This window comes from Enterobacter sp. BIDMC 29 (assembly GCF_019378755.1).
GTDB classification, from domain to species: domain Bacteria; phylum Pseudomonadota; class Gammaproteobacteria; order Enterobacterales; family Enterobacteriaceae; genus Enterobacter; species Enterobacter ludwigii.
The window spans coordinates 503,814-521,496 of record NZ_CP080000.1; the positions used below are offsets into that span (position 1 = coordinate 503,814).

The 17,683-nt window shown below is 54.4% G+C and carries 18 protein-coding genes and 1 tRNA gene; 9 read left to right on the top strand and 10 right to left on the bottom strand.

Translation table 11 applies throughout. The annotated features are described in order from the left end of the window. The 3 genes from JTA15_RS02285 (at position 1) to pnuC (ending at position 2,097) form a co-directional block, all read left to right on the top strand. A tRNA-Lys gene (locus tag JTA15_RS02285) sits at positions 1 to 76 on the top strand. A gap of 235 nt (positions 77 to 311) precedes the next feature. Further along, positions 312 to 1,355 carry a quinolinate synthase NadA gene (gene nadA, locus JTA15_RS02290; protein WP_073395772.1) on the top strand — a complete coding sequence of 348 codons (1,044 nt, stop codon included), beginning with the start codon at positions 312 to 314 and terminating at the stop codon, positions 1,353 to 1,355. 22 nt (positions 1,356 to 1,377) lie between these two features. Beyond that, positions 1,378 to 2,097 carry a nicotinamide riboside transporter PnuC gene (pnuC, locus tag JTA15_RS02295; RefSeq protein WP_020884957.1) on the top strand — a complete coding sequence of 240 codons (720 nt, stop codon included), beginning with the start codon at positions 1,378 to 1,380 and terminating at the stop codon, positions 2,095 to 2,097. Here pnuC and zitB read toward each other — a convergent pair. After that, positions 2,094 to 3,032, bottom strand: a complete 939-nt coding sequence (gene zitB, locus JTA15_RS02300; protein ID WP_020884956.1) for a CDF family zinc transporter ZitB — start codon at positions 3,030 to 3,032, stop codon at positions 2,094 to 2,096. The two genes, pnuC and zitB, sit on opposite strands and share 4 nt — an antisense overlap. 106 nt (positions 3,033 to 3,138) lie before the next feature. Next, on the bottom strand, positions 3,139 to 3,519 hold the full coding sequence (locus tag JTA15_RS02305) for a YbgS-like family protein (RefSeq protein WP_025204646.1): 381 nt from the start codon (positions 3,517 to 3,519) through the stop codon (positions 3,139 to 3,141). A 304-nt stretch (positions 3,520 to 3,823) separates the two neighbouring features. Here JTA15_RS02305 and aroG point away from each other — a divergent pair, with 304 nt between their 5' ends. Further along, positions 3,824 to 4,876 carry a 3-deoxy-7-phosphoheptulonate synthase AroG gene (aroG, locus tag JTA15_RS02310; protein ID WP_014169194.1) on the top strand — a complete coding sequence of 351 codons (1,053 nt, stop codon included), beginning with the start codon at positions 3,824 to 3,826 and terminating at the stop codon, positions 4,874 to 4,876. Between the two features lie 61 nt (positions 4,877 to 4,937). Here aroG and gpmA read toward each other — a convergent pair whose 3' ends face one another. The 7 genes from gpmA to modE form a co-directional block, all read right to left on the bottom strand. After that, complete coding sequence (gene gpmA, locus JTA15_RS02315) at positions 4,938 to 5,690, bottom strand: 2,3-diphosphoglycerate-dependent phosphoglycerate mutase (RefSeq protein ID WP_020884954.1); 753 nt, start codon at positions 5,688 to 5,690, stop codon at positions 4,938 to 4,940. Between the two features lie 206 nt (positions 5,691 to 5,896). After that, positions 5,897 to 6,940 carry a galactose-1-epimerase gene (galM, locus tag JTA15_RS02320; protein ID WP_219372817.1) on the bottom strand — a complete coding sequence of 348 codons (1,044 nt, stop codon included), beginning with the start codon at positions 6,938 to 6,940 and terminating at the stop codon, positions 5,897 to 5,899. After that, complete coding sequence (gene galK / locus JTA15_RS02325; RefSeq protein WP_078774853.1) at positions 6,934 to 8,082, bottom strand: galactokinase; 1,149 nt, start codon at positions 8,080 to 8,082, stop codon at positions 6,934 to 6,936. The genes galM and galK overlap by 7 nt, the downstream gene beginning before the upstream one ends. A 3-nt stretch (positions 8,083 to 8,085) precedes the next feature. Next, on the bottom strand, positions 8,086 to 9,132 hold the full coding sequence (gene galT, locus JTA15_RS02330) for a galactose-1-phosphate uridylyltransferase (protein WP_014169198.1): 1,047 nt from the start codon (positions 9,130 to 9,132) through the stop codon (positions 8,086 to 8,088). Positions 9,133 to 9,141: 9 nt separating this feature from the next. Next, complete coding sequence (gene galE, locus JTA15_RS02335) at positions 9,142 to 10,158, bottom strand: UDP-glucose 4-epimerase GalE (protein ID WP_020884951.1); 1,017 nt, start codon at positions 10,156 to 10,158, stop codon at positions 9,142 to 9,144. 201 nt (positions 10,159 to 10,359) lie between these two features. Next, positions 10,360 to 11,832, bottom strand: coding sequence for a molybdate ABC transporter ATP-binding protein ModF (modF, locus tag JTA15_RS02340; protein WP_020884950.1), 1,473 nt, complete (start codon positions 11,830 to 11,832; stop codon positions 10,360 to 10,362). Positions 11,833 to 11,899: 67 nt separating this feature from the next. Continuing rightward, a complete protein-coding gene (modE, locus tag JTA15_RS02345) occupies positions 11,900 to 12,688 on the bottom strand; it encodes a molybdenum-dependent transcriptional regulator (protein WP_047366362.1) in 789 nt (262 codons plus the stop codon). A 127-nt stretch (positions 12,689 to 12,815) separates the two neighbouring features. Here modE and JTA15_RS02350 point away from each other — a divergent pair, with 127 nt between their 5' ends. The 4 genes from JTA15_RS02350 (at position 12,816) to modC (ending at position 15,668) form a co-directional block, all read left to right on the top strand. Beyond that, positions 12,816 to 12,965 carry an AcrZ family multidrug efflux pump-associated protein gene (locus JTA15_RS02350; protein WP_020884948.1) on the top strand — a complete coding sequence of 50 codons (150 nt, stop codon included), beginning with the start codon at positions 12,816 to 12,818 and terminating at the stop codon, positions 12,963 to 12,965. 179 nt (positions 12,966 to 13,144) lie between these two features. Next, positions 13,145 to 13,918, top strand: coding sequence for a molybdate ABC transporter substrate-binding protein (gene modA, locus JTA15_RS02355; RefSeq protein WP_063925289.1), 774 nt, complete (start codon positions 13,145 to 13,147; stop codon positions 13,916 to 13,918). After that, a complete protein-coding gene (modB, locus tag JTA15_RS02360) occupies positions 13,918 to 14,607 on the top strand; it encodes a molybdate ABC transporter permease subunit (RefSeq protein WP_014169203.1) in 690 nt (229 codons plus the stop codon). The genes modA and modB overlap by 1 nt, the downstream gene beginning before the upstream one ends. Before the next feature lie 2 nt (positions 14,608 to 14,609). Next, on the top strand, positions 14,610 to 15,668 hold the full coding sequence (gene modC, locus JTA15_RS02365) for a molybdenum ABC transporter ATP-binding protein ModC (RefSeq protein ID WP_219372818.1): 1,059 nt from the start codon (positions 14,610 to 14,612) through the stop codon (positions 15,666 to 15,668). Here modC and JTA15_RS02370 read toward each other — a convergent pair whose 3' ends face one another. Beyond that, the gene (locus JTA15_RS02370; RefSeq protein ID WP_219372819.1) at positions 15,669 to 16,487 is read right to left on the bottom strand and encodes a pyridoxal phosphatase; all 819 of its coding nucleotides are present in this window, start codon (positions 16,485 to 16,487) and stop codon (positions 15,669 to 15,671) included. It abuts the gene before it with no gap. 140 nt (positions 16,488 to 16,627) lie between these two features. On the opposite strand from JTA15_RS02370, the gene pgl reads away from it, so the two are divergent. Next, complete coding sequence (gene pgl / locus JTA15_RS02375) at positions 16,628 to 17,623, top strand: 6-phosphogluconolactonase (RefSeq protein WP_050737375.1); 996 nt, start codon at positions 16,628 to 16,630, stop codon at positions 17,621 to 17,623. Positions 17,624 to 17,683 lie beyond the last annotated feature (60 nt).

Here is a 17,683-nt window from a genome sequence, read left to right on the forward strand (position 1 = left end):
GGGTCGTTAGCTCAGTTGGTAGAGCAGTTGACTTTTAATCAATTGGTCGCAGGTTCGAATCCTGCACGACCCACCAATGTAAAAAAGCGCCCTAAAGGCGCTTTTTTGCTATCTGTATTCCGCATATTTTGACCTTGCAGGTCGGCTCCAGCGAAGTCGCCATCCGATGCGTGCTACGCACACCTATTTCCGGTGACTTTTTCTCGCAAATTCGCTATCTTGTTTAGTATACAAAACACATTTGCCGTCCGTTTTGCTATGTCATGCAAAAGAAAGGCAATAATGTTAAGCCAGTAAAACGAGAAGCCATAATGAGCGTGATGTTTGATCCAGAAGCCGCAATCTATCCCTTCCCGCCAAAGCCTGTCCCGTTGAGTCAGGATGAGAAGCAGTTTTACCGTGAGAAGATCAAACGTCTTCTCAAAGAGCGAGATGCAGTGATGGTTGCACATTACTACACCGACCCGGAAATCCAGCAACTGGCGGAAGAAACCGGGGGCTGCATCTCTGACTCTCTGGAGATGGCACGCTTTGGTGCCAGACATCCTGCTTCCACGTTACTGGTCGCAGGCGTTCGCTTTATGGGGGAAACCGCAAAGATTCTCAGCCCTGAAAAAAACATTCTGATGCCAACGCTACATGCGGAGTGTTCACTCGACCTCGGCTGTCCGATTGATGCGTTCTCGGCCTTCTGCGATGCCCATCCGGACCGTACCGTGGTGGTCTATGCCAATACCTCTGCCGCAGTGAAAGCGCGGGCAGACTGGGTCGTGACATCAAGCATCGCCGTTGAACTGATTGAGCATCTGGACAGCCTGGGCGAGAAAATCATCTGGGCGCCTGACCGCCATCTCGGCAATTACGTGCAGAAGCAGACCGGCGCTGACGTGCTTTGCTGGCAGGGTGCCTGTATTGTTCATGATGAATTTAAGACGCAGGCGCTCTCGCGCATGAAGGCGCTTTACCCGCACGCAGCGATCCTTGTTCACCCGGAATCACCGCAGTCCATTGTCGACATGGCGGATGCCGTGGGATCCACAAGCCAGCTTATCAATGCTGCCAGGACGCTGCCGCACAAGCAGCTCATCGTGGCAACCGACCGCGGTATCTTCTATAAGATGCAGCAGGCCGTGCCTGAGAAAGAGCTGCTTGAAGCACCAACGGCGGGCGAGGGGGCGACGTGTCGTAGCTGCGCGCACTGCCCGTGGATGGCGATGAACGGCCTGAAAGCTATTGCTGAGGGGCTGGAGAAAGGCGGAGCAGCGCATGAAATCCATGTGGATGCTGCTCTGCGTGAAGGTGCGTTAATTCCGCTTAACCGCATGCTGGATTTTGCGGCTACACTACGTACTTAATTCAATACGCCCTGGGGAAAAGATGGATTTTTTTAGCACACAGAACATTCTGGTTCATATACCGATTGGTGCAGGTGGCTATGACCTGTCATGGATTGAGGCCGTGGGTACGCTGGCTGGGTTATTGTGTATCTGGCTGGCAAGCCTGGAGAAGATCAGCAACTACGCGTTCGGGTTAATTAACGTTACGCTCTTTGCGATTATCTTCTTCCAGATCCAGCTGTACGCCAGCCTGCTTTTGCAGTTGTTCTTCTTTGCGGCGAACATTTACGGTTGGTACGCGTGGTCGCGGCAGAACAGCCAGCAGGAGGCGGAGCTGCAAATCCGCTGGCTGCCCTTACCGAAAGCCATCGCCTGGTTTGTCGCCTGCGTTGTCGCCATTGGTTTAATGACCGTCTATATCAACCCGGTGTTTGCATTCCTGACCCGTGTCGCGGTGTCGGTCATGTCTGGCCTCGGGCTGAATGTCGCTATGCCATCACTCCAGCCGGATGCTTTCCCGTTCTGGGACTCCTGCATGATGGTGCTGTCGATTGCGGCGATGATCCTGATGACCCGTAAATACGTTGAGAACTGGCTGCTCTGGGTCGTCATTAACGTCATTAGCGTGGTTATTTTTGCACTTCAGGGCGTCTATGCGATGTCGCTGGAGTATCTGCTGCTGACCTTCATTGCCCTGAACGGGAGCCGGATGTGGATTAATAGCGCGCGTGAGCGAGGCTCTCGCGCGCTTTCGAACTAATGATGGTGATGATGTGAATGTCCGGACTGCGCCTCGTTCAGGTGGCAGTCCGGGCCGTTACAGGGCTGGTACTCCATCTGGATGGTGGCGTGGCCAATCTCATAGTGATGTTCGAGAAAGTGCTGGATGCGCTCAAGCAGGCCATCATGGTCATGGGTAGGGATCACCTGGACGTGCAATGTCATGACCGGTTTCTCACCCACCAGCCAGACGTGAACATGATGCACATTGCGCACTTCGGGCACGGAACGACGCAGGTTGCGTTTAAGCTCGGCAATGTCCACGGATGCCGGCGCCCCTTCAAGCAGTTCATTCACGCTCTCCTTCAGCAGCCGCCAGGCACTGCGCAATACCAGACACGATACCAGCACGGAAAGAATCGGGTCGACGGGCGTCCAGCCGGTATAAAGGATCACCAGCGCGGCCACAATAGCACCGACGGAACCCAGTAAATCGCCCATAACATGCAGAGCCGCAGCGCGCACGTTGAGGTTCTTTTCCCCGCTGCCGCGATGCAAAATCCAGAACGCCAGAAGATTCGCCAGCAGACCTGCTACGGCGATAACCATCATTGTCGCTCCGGCGACCGGCTGTGGGTGTCGAAAGCGCTGTATGGCTTCCCAGACGATAAGAAGGGTGATAACCACCAGAGCAATAGCGTTAACAAACGCCGCCAGAGTGGTCAGCCGCAGCCAGCCAAAGGTATGACGCGCGTTAGGCGGACGGCGGGCAAACTGCACGGCCAACAGGGCAAAGAGCAGGGCGGCGGCATCGGTAAGCATATGTCCGGCATCCGCCAGAAGCGCCAGGGAGCCGGATACCAGGCCACCAATGACCTCGATAACCATAAACGTTGCCGTGACGCCGAAGGCCAGCATAAGGCGTTTAGCGTTGTCATCGCCAGGAGACGGGGTGTGTGAATGCGTGTGCGCCATATCAGCTTTCCTTTTTGTTATTGTTTTTAGTGTAGCGTTTTTAATGGCTTACTCCAAAAAGAAAGGAGAGCCAGAGCTCTCCTTTTACGTTTACATCCGTCACGGATTATTGGGTTGTGCCATCCGTTTTGGTATTGGCATCGTCGCCCACTTTGTCATTCGAATTCGGACACTTACCGTCTTTGCACATGGTGTTCTTATGCATCTCATCGGTACTCATCGTGTCATGATTCATGGTGCCAGAGCCGCTACTGTCCGGATGCAACATCGTGCCTCCGGTATTGGTGTTCCCGGTATTGATCTGGCTGTTATCGACATTATTCGGGGCGATATTCTGTTTTGCATCAGGGGCGACCTGTCCCGCCGCCGCCGCGGCATTCGCGTCACCGTTGTTATCTGTTGAGCCCGTCTCAGCAGCAAGGACGCTGCCGCTTGCCAGGGTGAGGGAGGCTGTGAGGAAGAGGGTTGCCAGTTTCGTCATTTTCATCTTGGTGCTCCTGTTCTTGTCGTTACGCTGGATAACATTTTCCAACAGTGCATCTTTTTCAGAGGCGAAAGATTCCGTCATACGGACTTACGTCAGTATGGAATCGCGTTTAATCAAACAAAAGTGGTTGTTACAGTTAAAAAGCTTAGGTTAGATCTCGTTTTTCGCTATTTTGTGGCGATTTTTAGGTGAATTCCAGGAATTATCTGCGTGAAGTGTAAAACCGTGTTTACACTTTCTGGTCGGCAAGTTAGATTGAAAGGATTGCTTTCATTACTAAAGATATGGCAGAGCTGGAAAGAAAATGAATTATCAGAACGACGATTTACGTATTAAAGAGATCAATGAGTTATTACCTCCTGTAGCACTCCTTGAGAAATTCCCCGCCACTGAAAATGCCGCAAACACGGTGTCTCATGCTCGTAAAGCGATCCATAAGATCCTGAAAGGTAATGACGATCGTCTTCTGGTGGTGATTGGCCCTTGCTCAATTCACGATCCTGCTGCGGCCAAAGAGTACGCAGCAAGGTTGCTCCAGCTTCGCGAAGAACTGCAAGGCGAGCTGGAAATTGTCATGCGTGTTTACTTTGAAAAGCCGCGTACGACCGTTGGCTGGAAAGGGCTCATTAACGACCCGCATATGGATAACAGTTTCCAGATCAACGACGGTCTGCGTATTGCGCGCAAACTGCTGCTGGAGATCAACGACAGCGGTTTGCCGGCTGCCGGTGAGTTCCTCGACATGATTACGCCGCAATATCTGGCGGATCTGATGAGCTGGGGCGCAATCGGTGCGCGTACTACAGAATCTCAGGTTCACCGCGAACTGGCGTCAGGTCTCTCGTGTCCGGTTGGTTTTAAAAACGGTACCGATGGCACCATTAAGGTGGCAATTGACGCCATCAATGCCGCCGGGGCACCGCACTGCTTCCTGTCCGTCACCAAATGGGGTCACTCCGCCATTGTGAATACCAGTGGTAACGGTGACTGTCATATTATTCTGCGTGGCGGTAAAGAGCCGAACTACAGCGCAAAACATGTCGCAGACGTGAAGGTCGGGCTGGAAAAAGCGGGTCTGCCACAACAGGTGATGATCGACTTCAGCCATGCCAACTCCAGCAAGCAGTTTAAAAAGCAGATGGAAGTCGGCGCCGATGTTTGTCAGCAGATTGCCGGCGGTGAGAACGCGATTATTGGCGTGATGATCGAAAGCCATCTGGTGGAAGGTAACCAGAATCTGGAAGGCAGCGAGCCGCTGGTCTACGGTAAGAGCGTCACGGACGCCTGCATCGGCTGGGACGATACGGATGCCCTTCTGCGTCAGCTGGCGAATGCGGTAAAAGCGCGTCGCGGCTGAGTTTCAGGAGCCAAATAAAAAAGCGTGGATTGCTCCACGCTTTTTTTATGTCCAGCGAAAATTATTTCGCTTTACCCTGGTTCGCTACAGCCGCGGCTTTTGCAGCGATCTCATCAGCGTTGCCCAGATAGTAATGTTTGATTGGTTTGAAGTTTTCGTCGAACTCATACACCAGCGGAACGCCAGTTGGGATGTTCAGTTCGAGGATCTCGTCTTCACCCATGTTGTCCAGGTATTTCACCAGCGCACGCAGGGAGTTACCGTGAGCTGCGATGATCACGCGCTCGCCGCTTTTCAGGCGTGGCAGAATGGTTTCGTTCCAGTAAGGCACAACGCGGTCGATGGTCAGCGCCAGGCTCTCGGTCGTTGGCAGCTCAGCATCCGTCAGTTTCGCGTAACGCGGGTCGTGGCCCGGGTAGCGCTCGTCATCTTTGGTCAGCTCTGGTGGGGTTACCGCGAAGCCGCGACGCCACTGTTTAACCTGCTCGTCACCGTATTTTTCAGCGGTTTCCGCTTTGTTCAGACCCTGCAGCGCACCGTAGTGACGCTCGTTCAGTTTCCAGGATTTCTCAACCGGCAGCCAGGCCTGATCCAGTTCGTCCAGAACGTTCCACAGTGTATGGATGGCACGTTTCAGCACAGAGGTGTAAGCAAAATCAAAGCTGAAGCCTTCAGCCTTCAGCAATTTACCTGCTGCTTTTGCTTCGCTTACGCCTTTTTCTGACAGATCAACGTCGTACCAACCGGTAAAGCGGTTTTCGTTGTTCCACTGGCTTTCGCCATGACGCACCAGGACCAGCTTAGTTACAGCCATATCGTACTCCTCATAAGCTTTATTGAATGATAACAATTCTCATTATATTGCCGTGACAGTGCCAGCAGCAACGCTTAACCCTAACCATAGCGAAAATAGTCTCTGAGTGTAAGATGCTTGTGAATCCAGGGTTATGATTTTGTCTGCGATCGGCGCTATTTTCAGCAAGACGGAGAGAAAAAGCCCTCCGCAAGGAGGGCTGGGAATTATGAATGCGGGATGAAATGATATTCTGTCACGCTAACGTACTCTTCACCCGGGCGCAGCACACAGTCCGACTGTGGCCATTCTGGATGGTTCGGGCTGTCCGGCAGGAACTCGCTTTCCAGCGCCAGACCTTGCCAGTCGCTGTACTCTTCATGTTCGCGTGCCGTGGTACCGCCAAGGTAGTTGCCTGAATAGAATTGCAGGGCAGGGGCCGTGGTGTAGACCGTCATCTGCAGTTTCTCATCTGCAGACCAGACCTGCGCGGCAGGCTGAGTCACATCACCTTTCGCCTGCAGCAGGAACGCGTGGTCATAGCCTTTCACCTTGCGCTGATCGTCATCGCTCAGGAAATCCTGCGCGATGGTTTTTCCGCTGCGGAAATCAAAGCTGGTACCGCTGACGGCCTTGAGTCCCTGATACGGGATCCCCATTTCATCCACCGGCAGATAGGCATCGGCCAGGATCTGGAGCGCGTGATTACGCACGTCGCACTGGTTGCCGTCCAGGTTGAAATAAGCGTGGTTGGTCAGATTGACCGGGCACGGCTTATCAACTTTCGCGCGATATTCAATGGCGATACGGTTATCGTCAGCCAGCGTGAAATGCGCGAACGCGGTGAGGTTACCGGGGAATCCCTGGTCACCGTCACGCGAGTCCAGTGAGAACAGCACTTCGCGGTCGTTTTGCTGAACGATTTTCCAGCGGCGCTTATCGAACCCTTCAGGTCCACCGTGTAACTGATTTTCGCCCTGACTGGAAAGCAACGAGTAACGCTCGCCATCAAGTTCGAAAGCGCTTTTCGCGATGCGGTTAGCATAACGGCCGACAGACGCGCCAAGATAGGCGGACTGATTGACATACTGCTCAGGCGACGCGCAGCCAAGCAGGGTTTCACGTACGCTGCCATCAGGCATTGGTACGCGAGCGGATAGCAAAGTGGCACCCCAGTCCATTAACGTAACCACCATTCCTGCGCTGTTGCGCAGGGTTAACAGGCGATACGGCAGGCCATCCGGGGCAAGGGTTGGCGTTTCGTTTAGCACTGTCCTGCTCCTTGTGATGCTTTACACACGTAGAAAGTTTCTTTAATACCTGTTTTCGCTTCGTACTGTTTTTCCACCGCCTGCTGGACGGCAGGAACGAGCTCTTCCGGCACCAGGGCAACAATGCAGCCACCGAAGCCGCCGCCGGTCATACGCACGCCGCCTTTATCGCCAATCGTGGCTTTGACGATGTCCACCAGGGTATCAATTTGCGGAACGGTGATTTCAAAATCATCGCGCATGGAGGCGTGAGATTCTGCCATCAGTTCACCCATACGTTTCAGGTCACCTTTCGCCAGCGCGGACGCCGCTTCAACGGTACGGGCATTTTCCGTCAGCACATGACGAACGCGTTTCGCCACTACCGGATCCAGTTCGTGCGCCACTTTATTGAACTCGTTGAGCGAAACGTCACGCAGCGCAGGTTGCTGGAAGAAACGTGCGCCGGTTTCACACTGCTCGCGGCGGGTGTTGTACTCGCTGCCCACCAGCGTGCGTTTAAAGTTGCTGTTAATAATTACCACAGCTGCGCCTTTTGGCAAGGGAACGGCTTTGGTGCCCAGAGAGCGGCAGTCGATAAGCAAGGCATGCTCTTTTTTACCCAGCGCAGAGATCAGCTGGTCCATGATGCCGCAGTTACAGCCCACAAACTGGTTTTCCGCTTCCTGACCATTCAGGGCAATTTGTGCCCCGTCCAGCGGCAGATGATAAAGCTGCTGGAAGACGGTACCCACGGCGACTTCCAGCGACGCAGACGAGCTTAACCCGGCGCCCTGAGGCACGTTTCCGCTGATGACCAGATCAGCGCCGCCCACGTTTTTATTACGTTTCTGCAGGTGTTTTACCACGCCGCGCACGTAGTTAGACCATTGCTGGCTGTCGTGGGTAACGATGGGGGCATCGAGGGAAAACTCATCCGTCTCATTATTGTAATCCGCTGCAATAACGCGGACTGTGCGGTCATCGCGCTTAGCGCAGCTAATGACCGTCTGGTAATCAATGGCGCACGGCAGAACGAAACCATCGTTATAGTCGGTATGTTCACCAATCAGGTTCACGCGGCCAGGCGCCTGAATGACATGGGTGGCAGGGTAGCCAAATTTCTCAGCAAACAGGGATTGTGTTTTATCTTTCAGACTCATTTTTTAGACTCCTGATTCGCGATAATGGACGTCACTCACAGCACGCAGGCGTTCTGCAGCCTGTTCTGCCGTCAGGTCACGCTGGGTTTCTGCCAGCATTTCATAGCCCACCATGAATTTACGTACCGTCGCAGAGCGCAGCAGCGGCGGATAGAAATGGGCATGCAACTGCCAGTGTTGATTCTCTTCACCGTTAAACGGAGCGCCATGCCAGCCCATTGAGTAGGGGAAGGAGCACTGGAACAGGTTGTCATAACGGCTGGTCAGTTTCTTCAGTGCCAGGGCGAGGTCATCGCGCTGTGCGTCGCTCAGATCGGTGATGCGCAGAACCTGTGCTTTTGGCAGAAGCAGCGTCTCAAAAGGCCATGCTGCCCAGTAAGGTACGACGGCCAGCCAATGCTCGGTTTCCACCACCGTTCGGCTGCCATCGGCCAGTTCACGACGGGTGTAATCCACCAGCATCGGCGATCCGTTTTCCGCGAAATAGGCTTTTTGCAGACGGTCTTCACGCTCGGCTTCGTTTGGCAGGAAACTGTTGGCCCAGATCTGACCGTGCGGGTGCGGGTTAGAGCAGCCCATTGCCGCGCCCTTGTTTTCGAACACTTGTACCCACGGGTAGGTCTGACCCAGCTCAGCAGTTTGCGTCTGCCAGGTGCTGACGACCTCTTTCAGCGCGTCAACACTCAGCTCCGGCAGCGTTTTGCTGTGGTCGGGCGAGAAACAGATAACACGGCTGGTGCCGCGCGCGCTTTCACAGCGCATCAGCGGGTCCTGGCTATCCGGCGCGTCGGGCGTGTCGGTCATCAGGGCGGCAAAATCGTTGGTGAAAACGAAGGTGCCTTTGTAGTCCGGGTTTTTATCGCCCGTCACACGCGTGTTGCCCGGACACAGGAAGCAGTCCGGGTCGTGCTGGGGAAGCGTCTGTTTTGCAGGCGTCTCTTGCGCCCCCTGCCAGGGACGCTTGGCGCGATGCGGAGAAACCAAAATCCATTGCCCGCTTAGCGGGTTAAAACGACGATGCGGATGATCGACGGGATTGAACGAAGTCATGACGGATCCTTAGTCCGGATAACCTTGTGGATGGCGAGACTGCCAGTGCCAGGTATCCTGTGCCATTTCATCAAGCGTGCGGGTGACACGCCAGTTAAGCTCTTTATCGGCTTTGGAGGCATCGGCCCAGTAAGCCGGGAGGTCGCCTTCACGGCGCGGTGCGAAGTGATAGTTCACAGGCTTACCGCAGGCCTTACTGAAGGCATTCACGACGTCCAGCACGCTGCTGCCGATCCCGGCGCCGAGGTTATAAATATGCACGCCTGGCTTATCGGCCAGCTGCTGCATTGCCGCCACGTGGCCGTCGGCCAGATCCATGACGTGGATATAATCACGCACACCGGTACCGTCTTCGGTTGGATAATCATTACCGAAAATAGCCAGAGACTCACGGCGGCCAACGGCCACCTGGGCGATGTACGGCATCAGGTTATTCGGGATGCCCTGTGGATCTTCACCCATATCGCCTGACGGATGGGCGCCAACCGGGTTGAAGTAGCGCAGCAAGGCGATGCTCCATTCAGGCTGTGCTTTTTGCAGATCGGTGAGGATCTGCTCCACCATCAGTTTGCTTTTGCCATACGGGCTTTGCGGCGTACCGGTCGGGAAGCTTTCAACGTAAGGGATTTTTGGCTGATCGCCGTAGACGGTTGCGGAAGAGCTGAAGATAAAGTTTTTGACGTTCGCTGCGCGCATGGCGGAGATCAAACGCAGGGTACCGTTGACGTTGTTGTCGTAATACTCCAGCGGTTTCGCGACGGATTCACCCACCGCTTTCAGGCCGGCGAAATGGATCACCGTCTCAATGGCATGGTCGTGAAGGATCTCGGTCATCAACGCTTCATTGCGGATGTCGCCTTCCACGAAGGTTGGTTGTTTACCGCCAAGACGTTCAATCACAGGCAGCACGCTGCGCTTACTATTGCACAGGTTGTCGAGGATGATGACATCATGACCGTTTTGCAGCAGCTGCACGCAGGTATGACTACCAATGTAACCGCTACCACCTGTTACCAGAACTCGCATATTTCGCTCCATTGGGCTTATGGTATGTAATAACCATAGCATAACAGAGACGCGAAAAGTGTGACATGGGATAAAATAGTGGAATCGTTTACACTGCTTTTAAAATCCGTTTTTTGGCGGCAATGCGACATTGTAGATCAAAGGGATAGGGAAGTCTTTGTGCAGGTTATCCGAAAAAATGGAGGGCAGAGCCCTCCGGAGTTAATCGATTTTGCTCAGCAGGTACTGATAGCGTTCACCGTCGGGCACAAACTCGAGGCGGTGCGTAATGCAGGACGGGGCATCTTCGGCATGATGGGAAACGAACAGCAGCTGCGTTTCACCTTCGCTAATCAGGACATCCACAAAACGGCGGATCAGCTGGCGGTTTAATGGGTCCAGCCCCTGTAGCGGTTCGTCGAGGATCAGAAGGGTCGGGTGTTTCACCAGCGCGCGAACGATCAGCGCCAGACGCTGCTGTCCCCATGAAAGGCTATGAAACGGCGCGTCAGCGACCCGGTTATCCATCCCCAGAATATCCAGCCACTGCTGGGCCAGCTTATGCTGTTTGTCCGAGACCGCCTGATAAATGCCGATGGAATCAAAATACCCGGACAGGATCACATTGCGCACCGTGGTGCTGACCCGGTAATCCAGATGCAGGCTGCTGCTGACATAGCCGATATGCTTTTTGATATCCCAGATCGTTTCACCGCTTCCGCGGCGGCGGCCAAACAGGGTGAGATCGTTACTGTAGCCCTGAGGGTGATCGCCGGTGATCAGGCTCAGCAGCGTTGATTTACCCGCGCCGTTGGGGCCAACAATTTGCCAGTGTTCACCCGGGTTGACCGTCCAGCTGAGATGATTAAGGATCGGTCGATCGTCATACGCTACCACGCCATCACGCAGCACGATGCGCGGCTGGTGGGGATCTAACGCGTGGCGGGCAGAAGGTGCGTCTGGTTCCGGCAGCGCGATGCCGTCCAGGTTTTCACTGTGCGCCAGCTGGGCAATTAACGCCTGCTTAAGTAACGCCGATTTTTCGCCGGTTTCAGTCAGGTTGCAGTCAGCGAGCACGCCAGCATTTTGAATAAACTCAGGAATTTCATCAAAACGGTTAAGCACCAGTACCAGCGTATAGCCCTGCTGGTTAAGCGAGCCGAGCAGGGTGGCCAGCTGTGCGCGGGACTGCACGTCGAGACCGTCGAACGGTTCATCCAGAATCAACAGTTCCGGCTCGCTCATCAGCGCCTGACACAGCAGCGTTTTCCGGGTCTCACCTGTCGAGAGGTATTTAAAGCGCCGGTTCAGCAGGGAGGTGATGCCAAACTGTTCTGCCAGATACGCACAACGGGCAGGATTGTTGACCTCATCCTGAATAATGTCTGCCGTTGTGCGGCCCGTATCCTCTTCGCCCGGGCTGAGTAAATCGGTGTTATTGCGCTGCCATTCATCGCTCACCAGCTTTTGCAGCTGTTCAAATGACAGGCGCGTCAGGCGCGTAAAGTTACACTGGTATTCACCTTTAAGGTGCGCGAGCTCTCCGCTCAGCGCACGGGCCAGCGCTGATTTCCCGCTTCCGTTTGTACCGACAAACGCCCAGCTTTCCCCGGCGCGTATTGTTAAATCAGAAATCGTCAGCGTTCGGGTGTCGCTAAGACGAAACGTGCCTTGCGAAATATGCAATGATGACATGACTTATCCCATTTTTTGCAGCAACAGTTGTCAGGGATACTCACTGTCGACACGCTTGTCAATGTGCTCAGCACAATGTGGCGATAATCACCCGGTCGGCGTTGAAATATGCGGTCACCACAGCACCTTCTTCTAATTCTGCGGCGTCGCTGAGGGGAAGGGTTGCGCAGAGTTCTTGCCCGTCCGGCAGGGTCATCAGTACTTCACACTGCTCTTCACCGCGTTCAACGTGGCGGATGGTACCGCGTAGCTGGTTATCAGCGGCTTTTGCTTTTTCGGCATCGGCAGTGATATTCACCCACGGCGCTTTCAGTAACACCAGCACCTCTTTACCTTCATTCAGCGCCAGCCGGTCTGCGCTTTGTGCGGTAATCGCGGCTTTCAGACGGGTTGTTCCATCGGCAAGCAGGATCTCAATATGACGCTGCACCTGGGCGTTATCGCCCGCCATCACCGTGCCAAACCACTGGTTACGGGCACTGGTTTGCAGCGAAAAACGTGAAATGGCAGCCAGCAGGCTGTCCAGCGGGAGATTATCGTCGTCACTTAACACATCAAACGCTTTTTGCTGGATCTGCGCCAGCAGATCATACAGCTGAACCAGGCGCTGGCCGTAACGTGTCAGGATCGCACCTCCACCGCCTTTGCCGCCCGTGGCCCGGTCAACCAGCGTTTGCTCGCTCAGGGTGTTCATGTCGTTGATGGCATCCCAGGCGCTTTTATAGCTGATGCCAGCGTTCTTAGCCCCCTGGCTTATTGAACCGGTTTGTTCTATTTGTTTAAGCAGGGCGATACGTCGCGGATCGGCGAAAAGCTTCTGCTGTAGTCGTAGAGTGAGGAGAATTTCGGCCTGCATAACACTGTCCTGGCAAAAAGTGCATTGTGACCCAAATGGCGAAGGTCGCAAAGGGCACCGCACAAAAGGGGATGTTTTTCTCACTTTTCAGGGTAGAATAAGCCATTCACAATATCTGGAGAAAACCATGTTGGAATTGTTGAAAAGTCTGGTATTCGCCGTGATCATGGTACCAGTAGTGATGGCCGTTATCCTCGGTGCCATCTACGGCCTGGGTGAAGTGTTCAACGTATTTTCGAACATTGGTCACAGAGACCAGGCTAAAAAGCAGCATTAATTTCCCCCCGAAACGCCCGGCTTGCCCGGGCGTTTTGCTCTCAAGTATTTCCCTTTCTCGCCGATATTATTTAAAGCATCAGCTTGCTGTACCCCTTGAGCGGTACGATTTAACGCTGGGATCTCCCCGGAGTTACCGTTATATTAGTGTGTATATAACGATACTCACAGGAGCTACAAATGGCACGTACATGGGTACGCCTTTTCGCAGGGGCAACGCTGACACTTTCGCTGAGCGGACACGCGCTGGCTGACGAGGGTAAAATTACCGTCTTTGCGGCAGCGTCGTTGACCAACGCGATGCAGGATATTGCGACAGCGTATAAAAAAGAGAAGAACGTCGAGGTGGTCTCCTCTTTTGCTTCTTCATCGACGCTGGCACGTCAGATTGAAGCGGGAGCGCCGGCCGATCTGTTCATTTCTGCAGACCAGAAGTGGATGGATTACGCGGCTGAAAAGAAATCGATTGATGCGACAACCCGCGAAACATTGCTGGGGAATAGCCTCGTCGTGGTGGCGCCGAAAGCCAGTCAGCAAGGCGAAATCACTATCAACAACGAGACCCCCTGGACCCGGTTGCTGAACGGAGGACGCCTGGCCGTTGGCGATCCGGAGCATGTACCGGCGGGGATCTACGCCAAAGAAGCATTGCAAAAACTGGGTGCCTGGGAGACGTTATCGCCCACACTGGCTCCGGCTGAAGATGTGCGCGGTGCTCTGGCGCTGGTTGAACGTAATGAAGCGCCGCTGGGGATAGTCTACGGGTCGGACGCCGTCGCCAGTAAAGGGGTGAAAGTGGTTGGTACGTTCCCGGAAGACTCCCACAAGAAAGTGGAATATCCTGTTGCGATTGTTGATGGACATAAAAATGCGACCGTGACGGCCTTCAGCGAATACCTGAAGGGACCCGAAGCGTCCGCAATCTTTAAACGTTACGGATTTACGACTCACTAATGATATTGACCGATCCTGAATGGCAGGCTGTCCTGCTGAGCCTGAAAGTCTCTTCCCTGGCGGTTGCGCTGAGTTTGCCCTTTGGGATCTTCTTTGCCTGGTTACTGGTTCGCTGTAAGTTTCCCGGCAAAGCCCTGCTGGATAGCGTTCTTCATCTTCCCCTCGTGTTGCCACCGGTGGTGGTTGGCTACCTGCTACTGGTGTCGATGGGGCGGCGCGGTTTCATTGGCGAATGGTTATATGACTGGTTTGGGCTGACGTTTGCGTTTAGCTGGCGAGGGGCGGTACTGGCGGCGGCGGTGATGTCATTCCCGCTGATGGTCAGGGCCATTCGCCTGGCGCTGGAAGGGGTTGATATCAAACTGGAACAGGCTGCCCGCACGCTGGGTGCCGGGCGCTGGCGCGTCTTTTTCACCATCACGCTCCCGCTTACGCTGCCGGGCATTATTGTCGGCACGGTACTGGCGTTCGCCCGCTCGCTGGGTGAGTTTGGTGCCACGATTACCTTTGTGTCGAATATCCCCGGTGAGACGCGAACGATCCCGTCAGCAATGTACACCCTGATCCAGACGCCGGGTGGAGAAGGTGCCGCGGCGCGGCTGTGCATTATCTCAATTGTGCTGGCGCTGGTCTCGCTGCTGGTTTCGGAATGGCTGGCGCGACTCAGTCGCGAGCGGATGGGGAAATAGTCATGCTCGAACTTCAGTTCACCCAGACGCTGGGAAATCATACCCTGACCCTTAACGAGACGCTGCCTGCGAGCGGCATTACCGCCATCTTTGGCGTATCAGGTGCAGGGAAAACCTCATTGATCAATGCCATCAGCGGACTGACGCGACCGCAGTCCGGACGGATTGTGCTCAACGATCGTGTCTTAAACGACGTTGAGAACAAAATTTACCTGGCACCGGATAAGCGGCGAATTGGTTATGTTTTTCAGGATGCGCGATTATTTCCGCATTACAGCGTGCGCGGTAATCTTCGCTACGGCATGGCCAAAAGCATGGCCGCGCAATTTGATAAGCTGGTGGCGCTGCTGGGCATTGAGTCACTGCTGGACCGTCTCCCTTCATCGCTTTCTGGTGGTGAAAAACAGCGCGTGGCGATAGGCCGCGCGTTGCTCACCGCGCCAGAACTGCTGTTGCTCGACGAACCGCTGGCCTCGCTGGATATTCCGCGAAAACGTGAACTGCTGCCCTATCTTCAGCGACTGGCGCGTGAAATCAATATCCCGATGCTCTACGTCAGCCATTCGCTGGATGAGATCCTGCATCTGGCCGATAAAGTGCTGGTACTGGAAGAGGGCAGCGTTAAGGCATTCGGTCATCTGGAAGAGGTGTGGGGCAGCAGCGTGATGCACCCGTGGTTACCGAAGGAGCAGCAGAGCAGCATCCTTAAGGTGAGCGTGCTGGAACATCACCCGCACTATGCGATGACCGCGCTGGCGCTGGGCGACCAGCATCTGTGGGTCAACAAAATCGACAAACCGCTGCAGTCTGCGTTGCGTATACGTATTCAGGCTTCAGATGTCTCTCTGGTGCTGCAAGCGCCGCTGCAGACCAGTATTCGCAATATCCTGCGCGCGAAAGTGGCGGAGTGTTTTGATGATGACGGTCAGGTTGAAGTGAAGCTCGAAGTGGGCAGCAAGACGCTCTGGGCGCGCATCAGTCCGTGGGCCAGAGATGAGTTAGGGATCAAGCCTGGCCTGTGGCTTTACGCACAAATCAAGAGCGTCTCCATCACCACCTGATTACAGCAGGTGGGTATAAATATACTGCGCGATGCTGTCGGTGGTGTTATCACCAATCACGACGTTAGCACGCGCTTTTACCGCATCGTCGGCGTTGCCCATTGCCACGCCTGTACCGGCGGCCTCCAGCATGCTGATGTCGTTGTAGTTATCGCCAAAGGCAATCACATCCTGCATTGACCCGCCCTGAGACTCCACGAACTGTGCCAGACGTTTGCCTTTGCTGTTGCCTTTGCGGGCGATATCGACCTGGTCGTGCCAGGACCACTCGCACTCCAGACCCAGCGTTTGTTCAACGTGCGTCGCGAAGGCATTCAGTTTGGTGGTATCTTCATCCGTCAGCGCAAATTTCCAGATAGCATCGACATCCTGAGCCGCCTGGCGCAGGGAGGAAACCTGGGTAAAGACCGGACGCTGCGCTTCAGGCAGAGACAATGCCCAGTTGCTGGTGCGGATCACGTGGCCTGTCGGACGTTCATACACCATTGCGTTATCCACATACATCAGGCCGTGAATGGCATGCTCATCAAGCAGATCAATCAATTGCAGCGCCTGAGGCACGGGCAGCGGATCGGATTCTAAAACCTTTTTTGCTTGATAATCATACAAATAAGTGCCATTACAACAAATTGCAGGTGTATCTAACGCCAGTGCCTGATAAAAAGGATGAATGGCAACGTGATGTCGACCCGTTACGATAAGGAGTTGATATCCCACTTCCTGCGCGCGTTTGAGTGCTTCAAGGGAAGAGGGGAGAAGGGTTTTCTGCGGAGTAAGTAAGGTACCGTCTAAATCCAGAGCTATTACACGCGAGGTCATTTGTTTTTCCGGGTTAATATTGAATTTACGTTCTGAAGGGATGGTACACCGAGAGGCAAAGGCTTCAAAATTCCCGATGACAATTCAGCATTCACCGTCAAAAGTTAACTACTTTCATGCGCAGTGAGGAGTGAATATTCATGAAACAAACCGTTTATACCGCCAGTCCTGAAAGCCAGCAGATCCACGTCTGGCGTTTAAATACCGAGGGTACCCTCACGCTGGTTCAGGTTGTTGATGTGCCAGGTCAGGTGCAGCCGATGGTTATCAGCCCGGATAAACGTTTCTTGTACGTGGGTGTGCGCCCGGAGTTTCGCGTGCTGGCCTACCGCATCTCGCCGGACGACGGCGCGCTGACTTACACTGCGGAAGCACCTTTGCCGGGCAGCCCAACGCATATCTCCACCGATCGCAAAGGCAACTTCATCTTCAGCGGCTCTTACAATGCGGGCTGTGTCAGCGTAACGCGTCTGGAAGCGGGCCTACCGGTTGAAACCGTGGAGGTGGTTGAAGGGCTGGAAGGTTGCCACTCGGCGAATATTTCTCCGGATAACCGTACGCTGTGGGTCCCTGCGCTGAAACAGGATCGTATCTGCCTGTTTACCCTGAGCGATGACGGTCACCTGGTGGCGCAGAATCCTGCAGAAGTGACCACCGTTGAGGGCGCGGGCCCGCGCCATCTGGTGTTCCACCCGAACCAGCAGTACGCCTATGTGGTGAACGAGCTGAACAGTTCTGTGGACGTATGGGAACTGAAAGATCCTAACGGCAAGATTGAGTGCGTGCAGACGCTGGATATGATGCCGTCTGACTTCTCTGACACCCGCTGGGCGGCTGATATTCACATCACCCCGGATGGGCGTCATCTGTATGCCTGCGACCGTACCTCCAGCCTGATTACGGTATTCAGCGTTTCTGAAGACGGTAGCGTGCTGGCGATTGAAGGTTTCCAGCCTACCGAAACCCAGCCACGCGGGTTTAATATCGATCACAGCGGTAAATACCTGATTGCGGCGGGGCAAAAATCCCACCACATCGCGCTGTACGAAATCAAAGGTGCGCAGGGGCTGCTGGAAGAGAAAGGGCGTTACGCCGTCGGCCAGGGGCCAATGTGGGTGGTGGTAAACGCACACTAAAAGGCTTAAAACAAAAAACCTCGCAAATGCGAGGTTTTTTTATGCCCGGTGGGCGCCGGG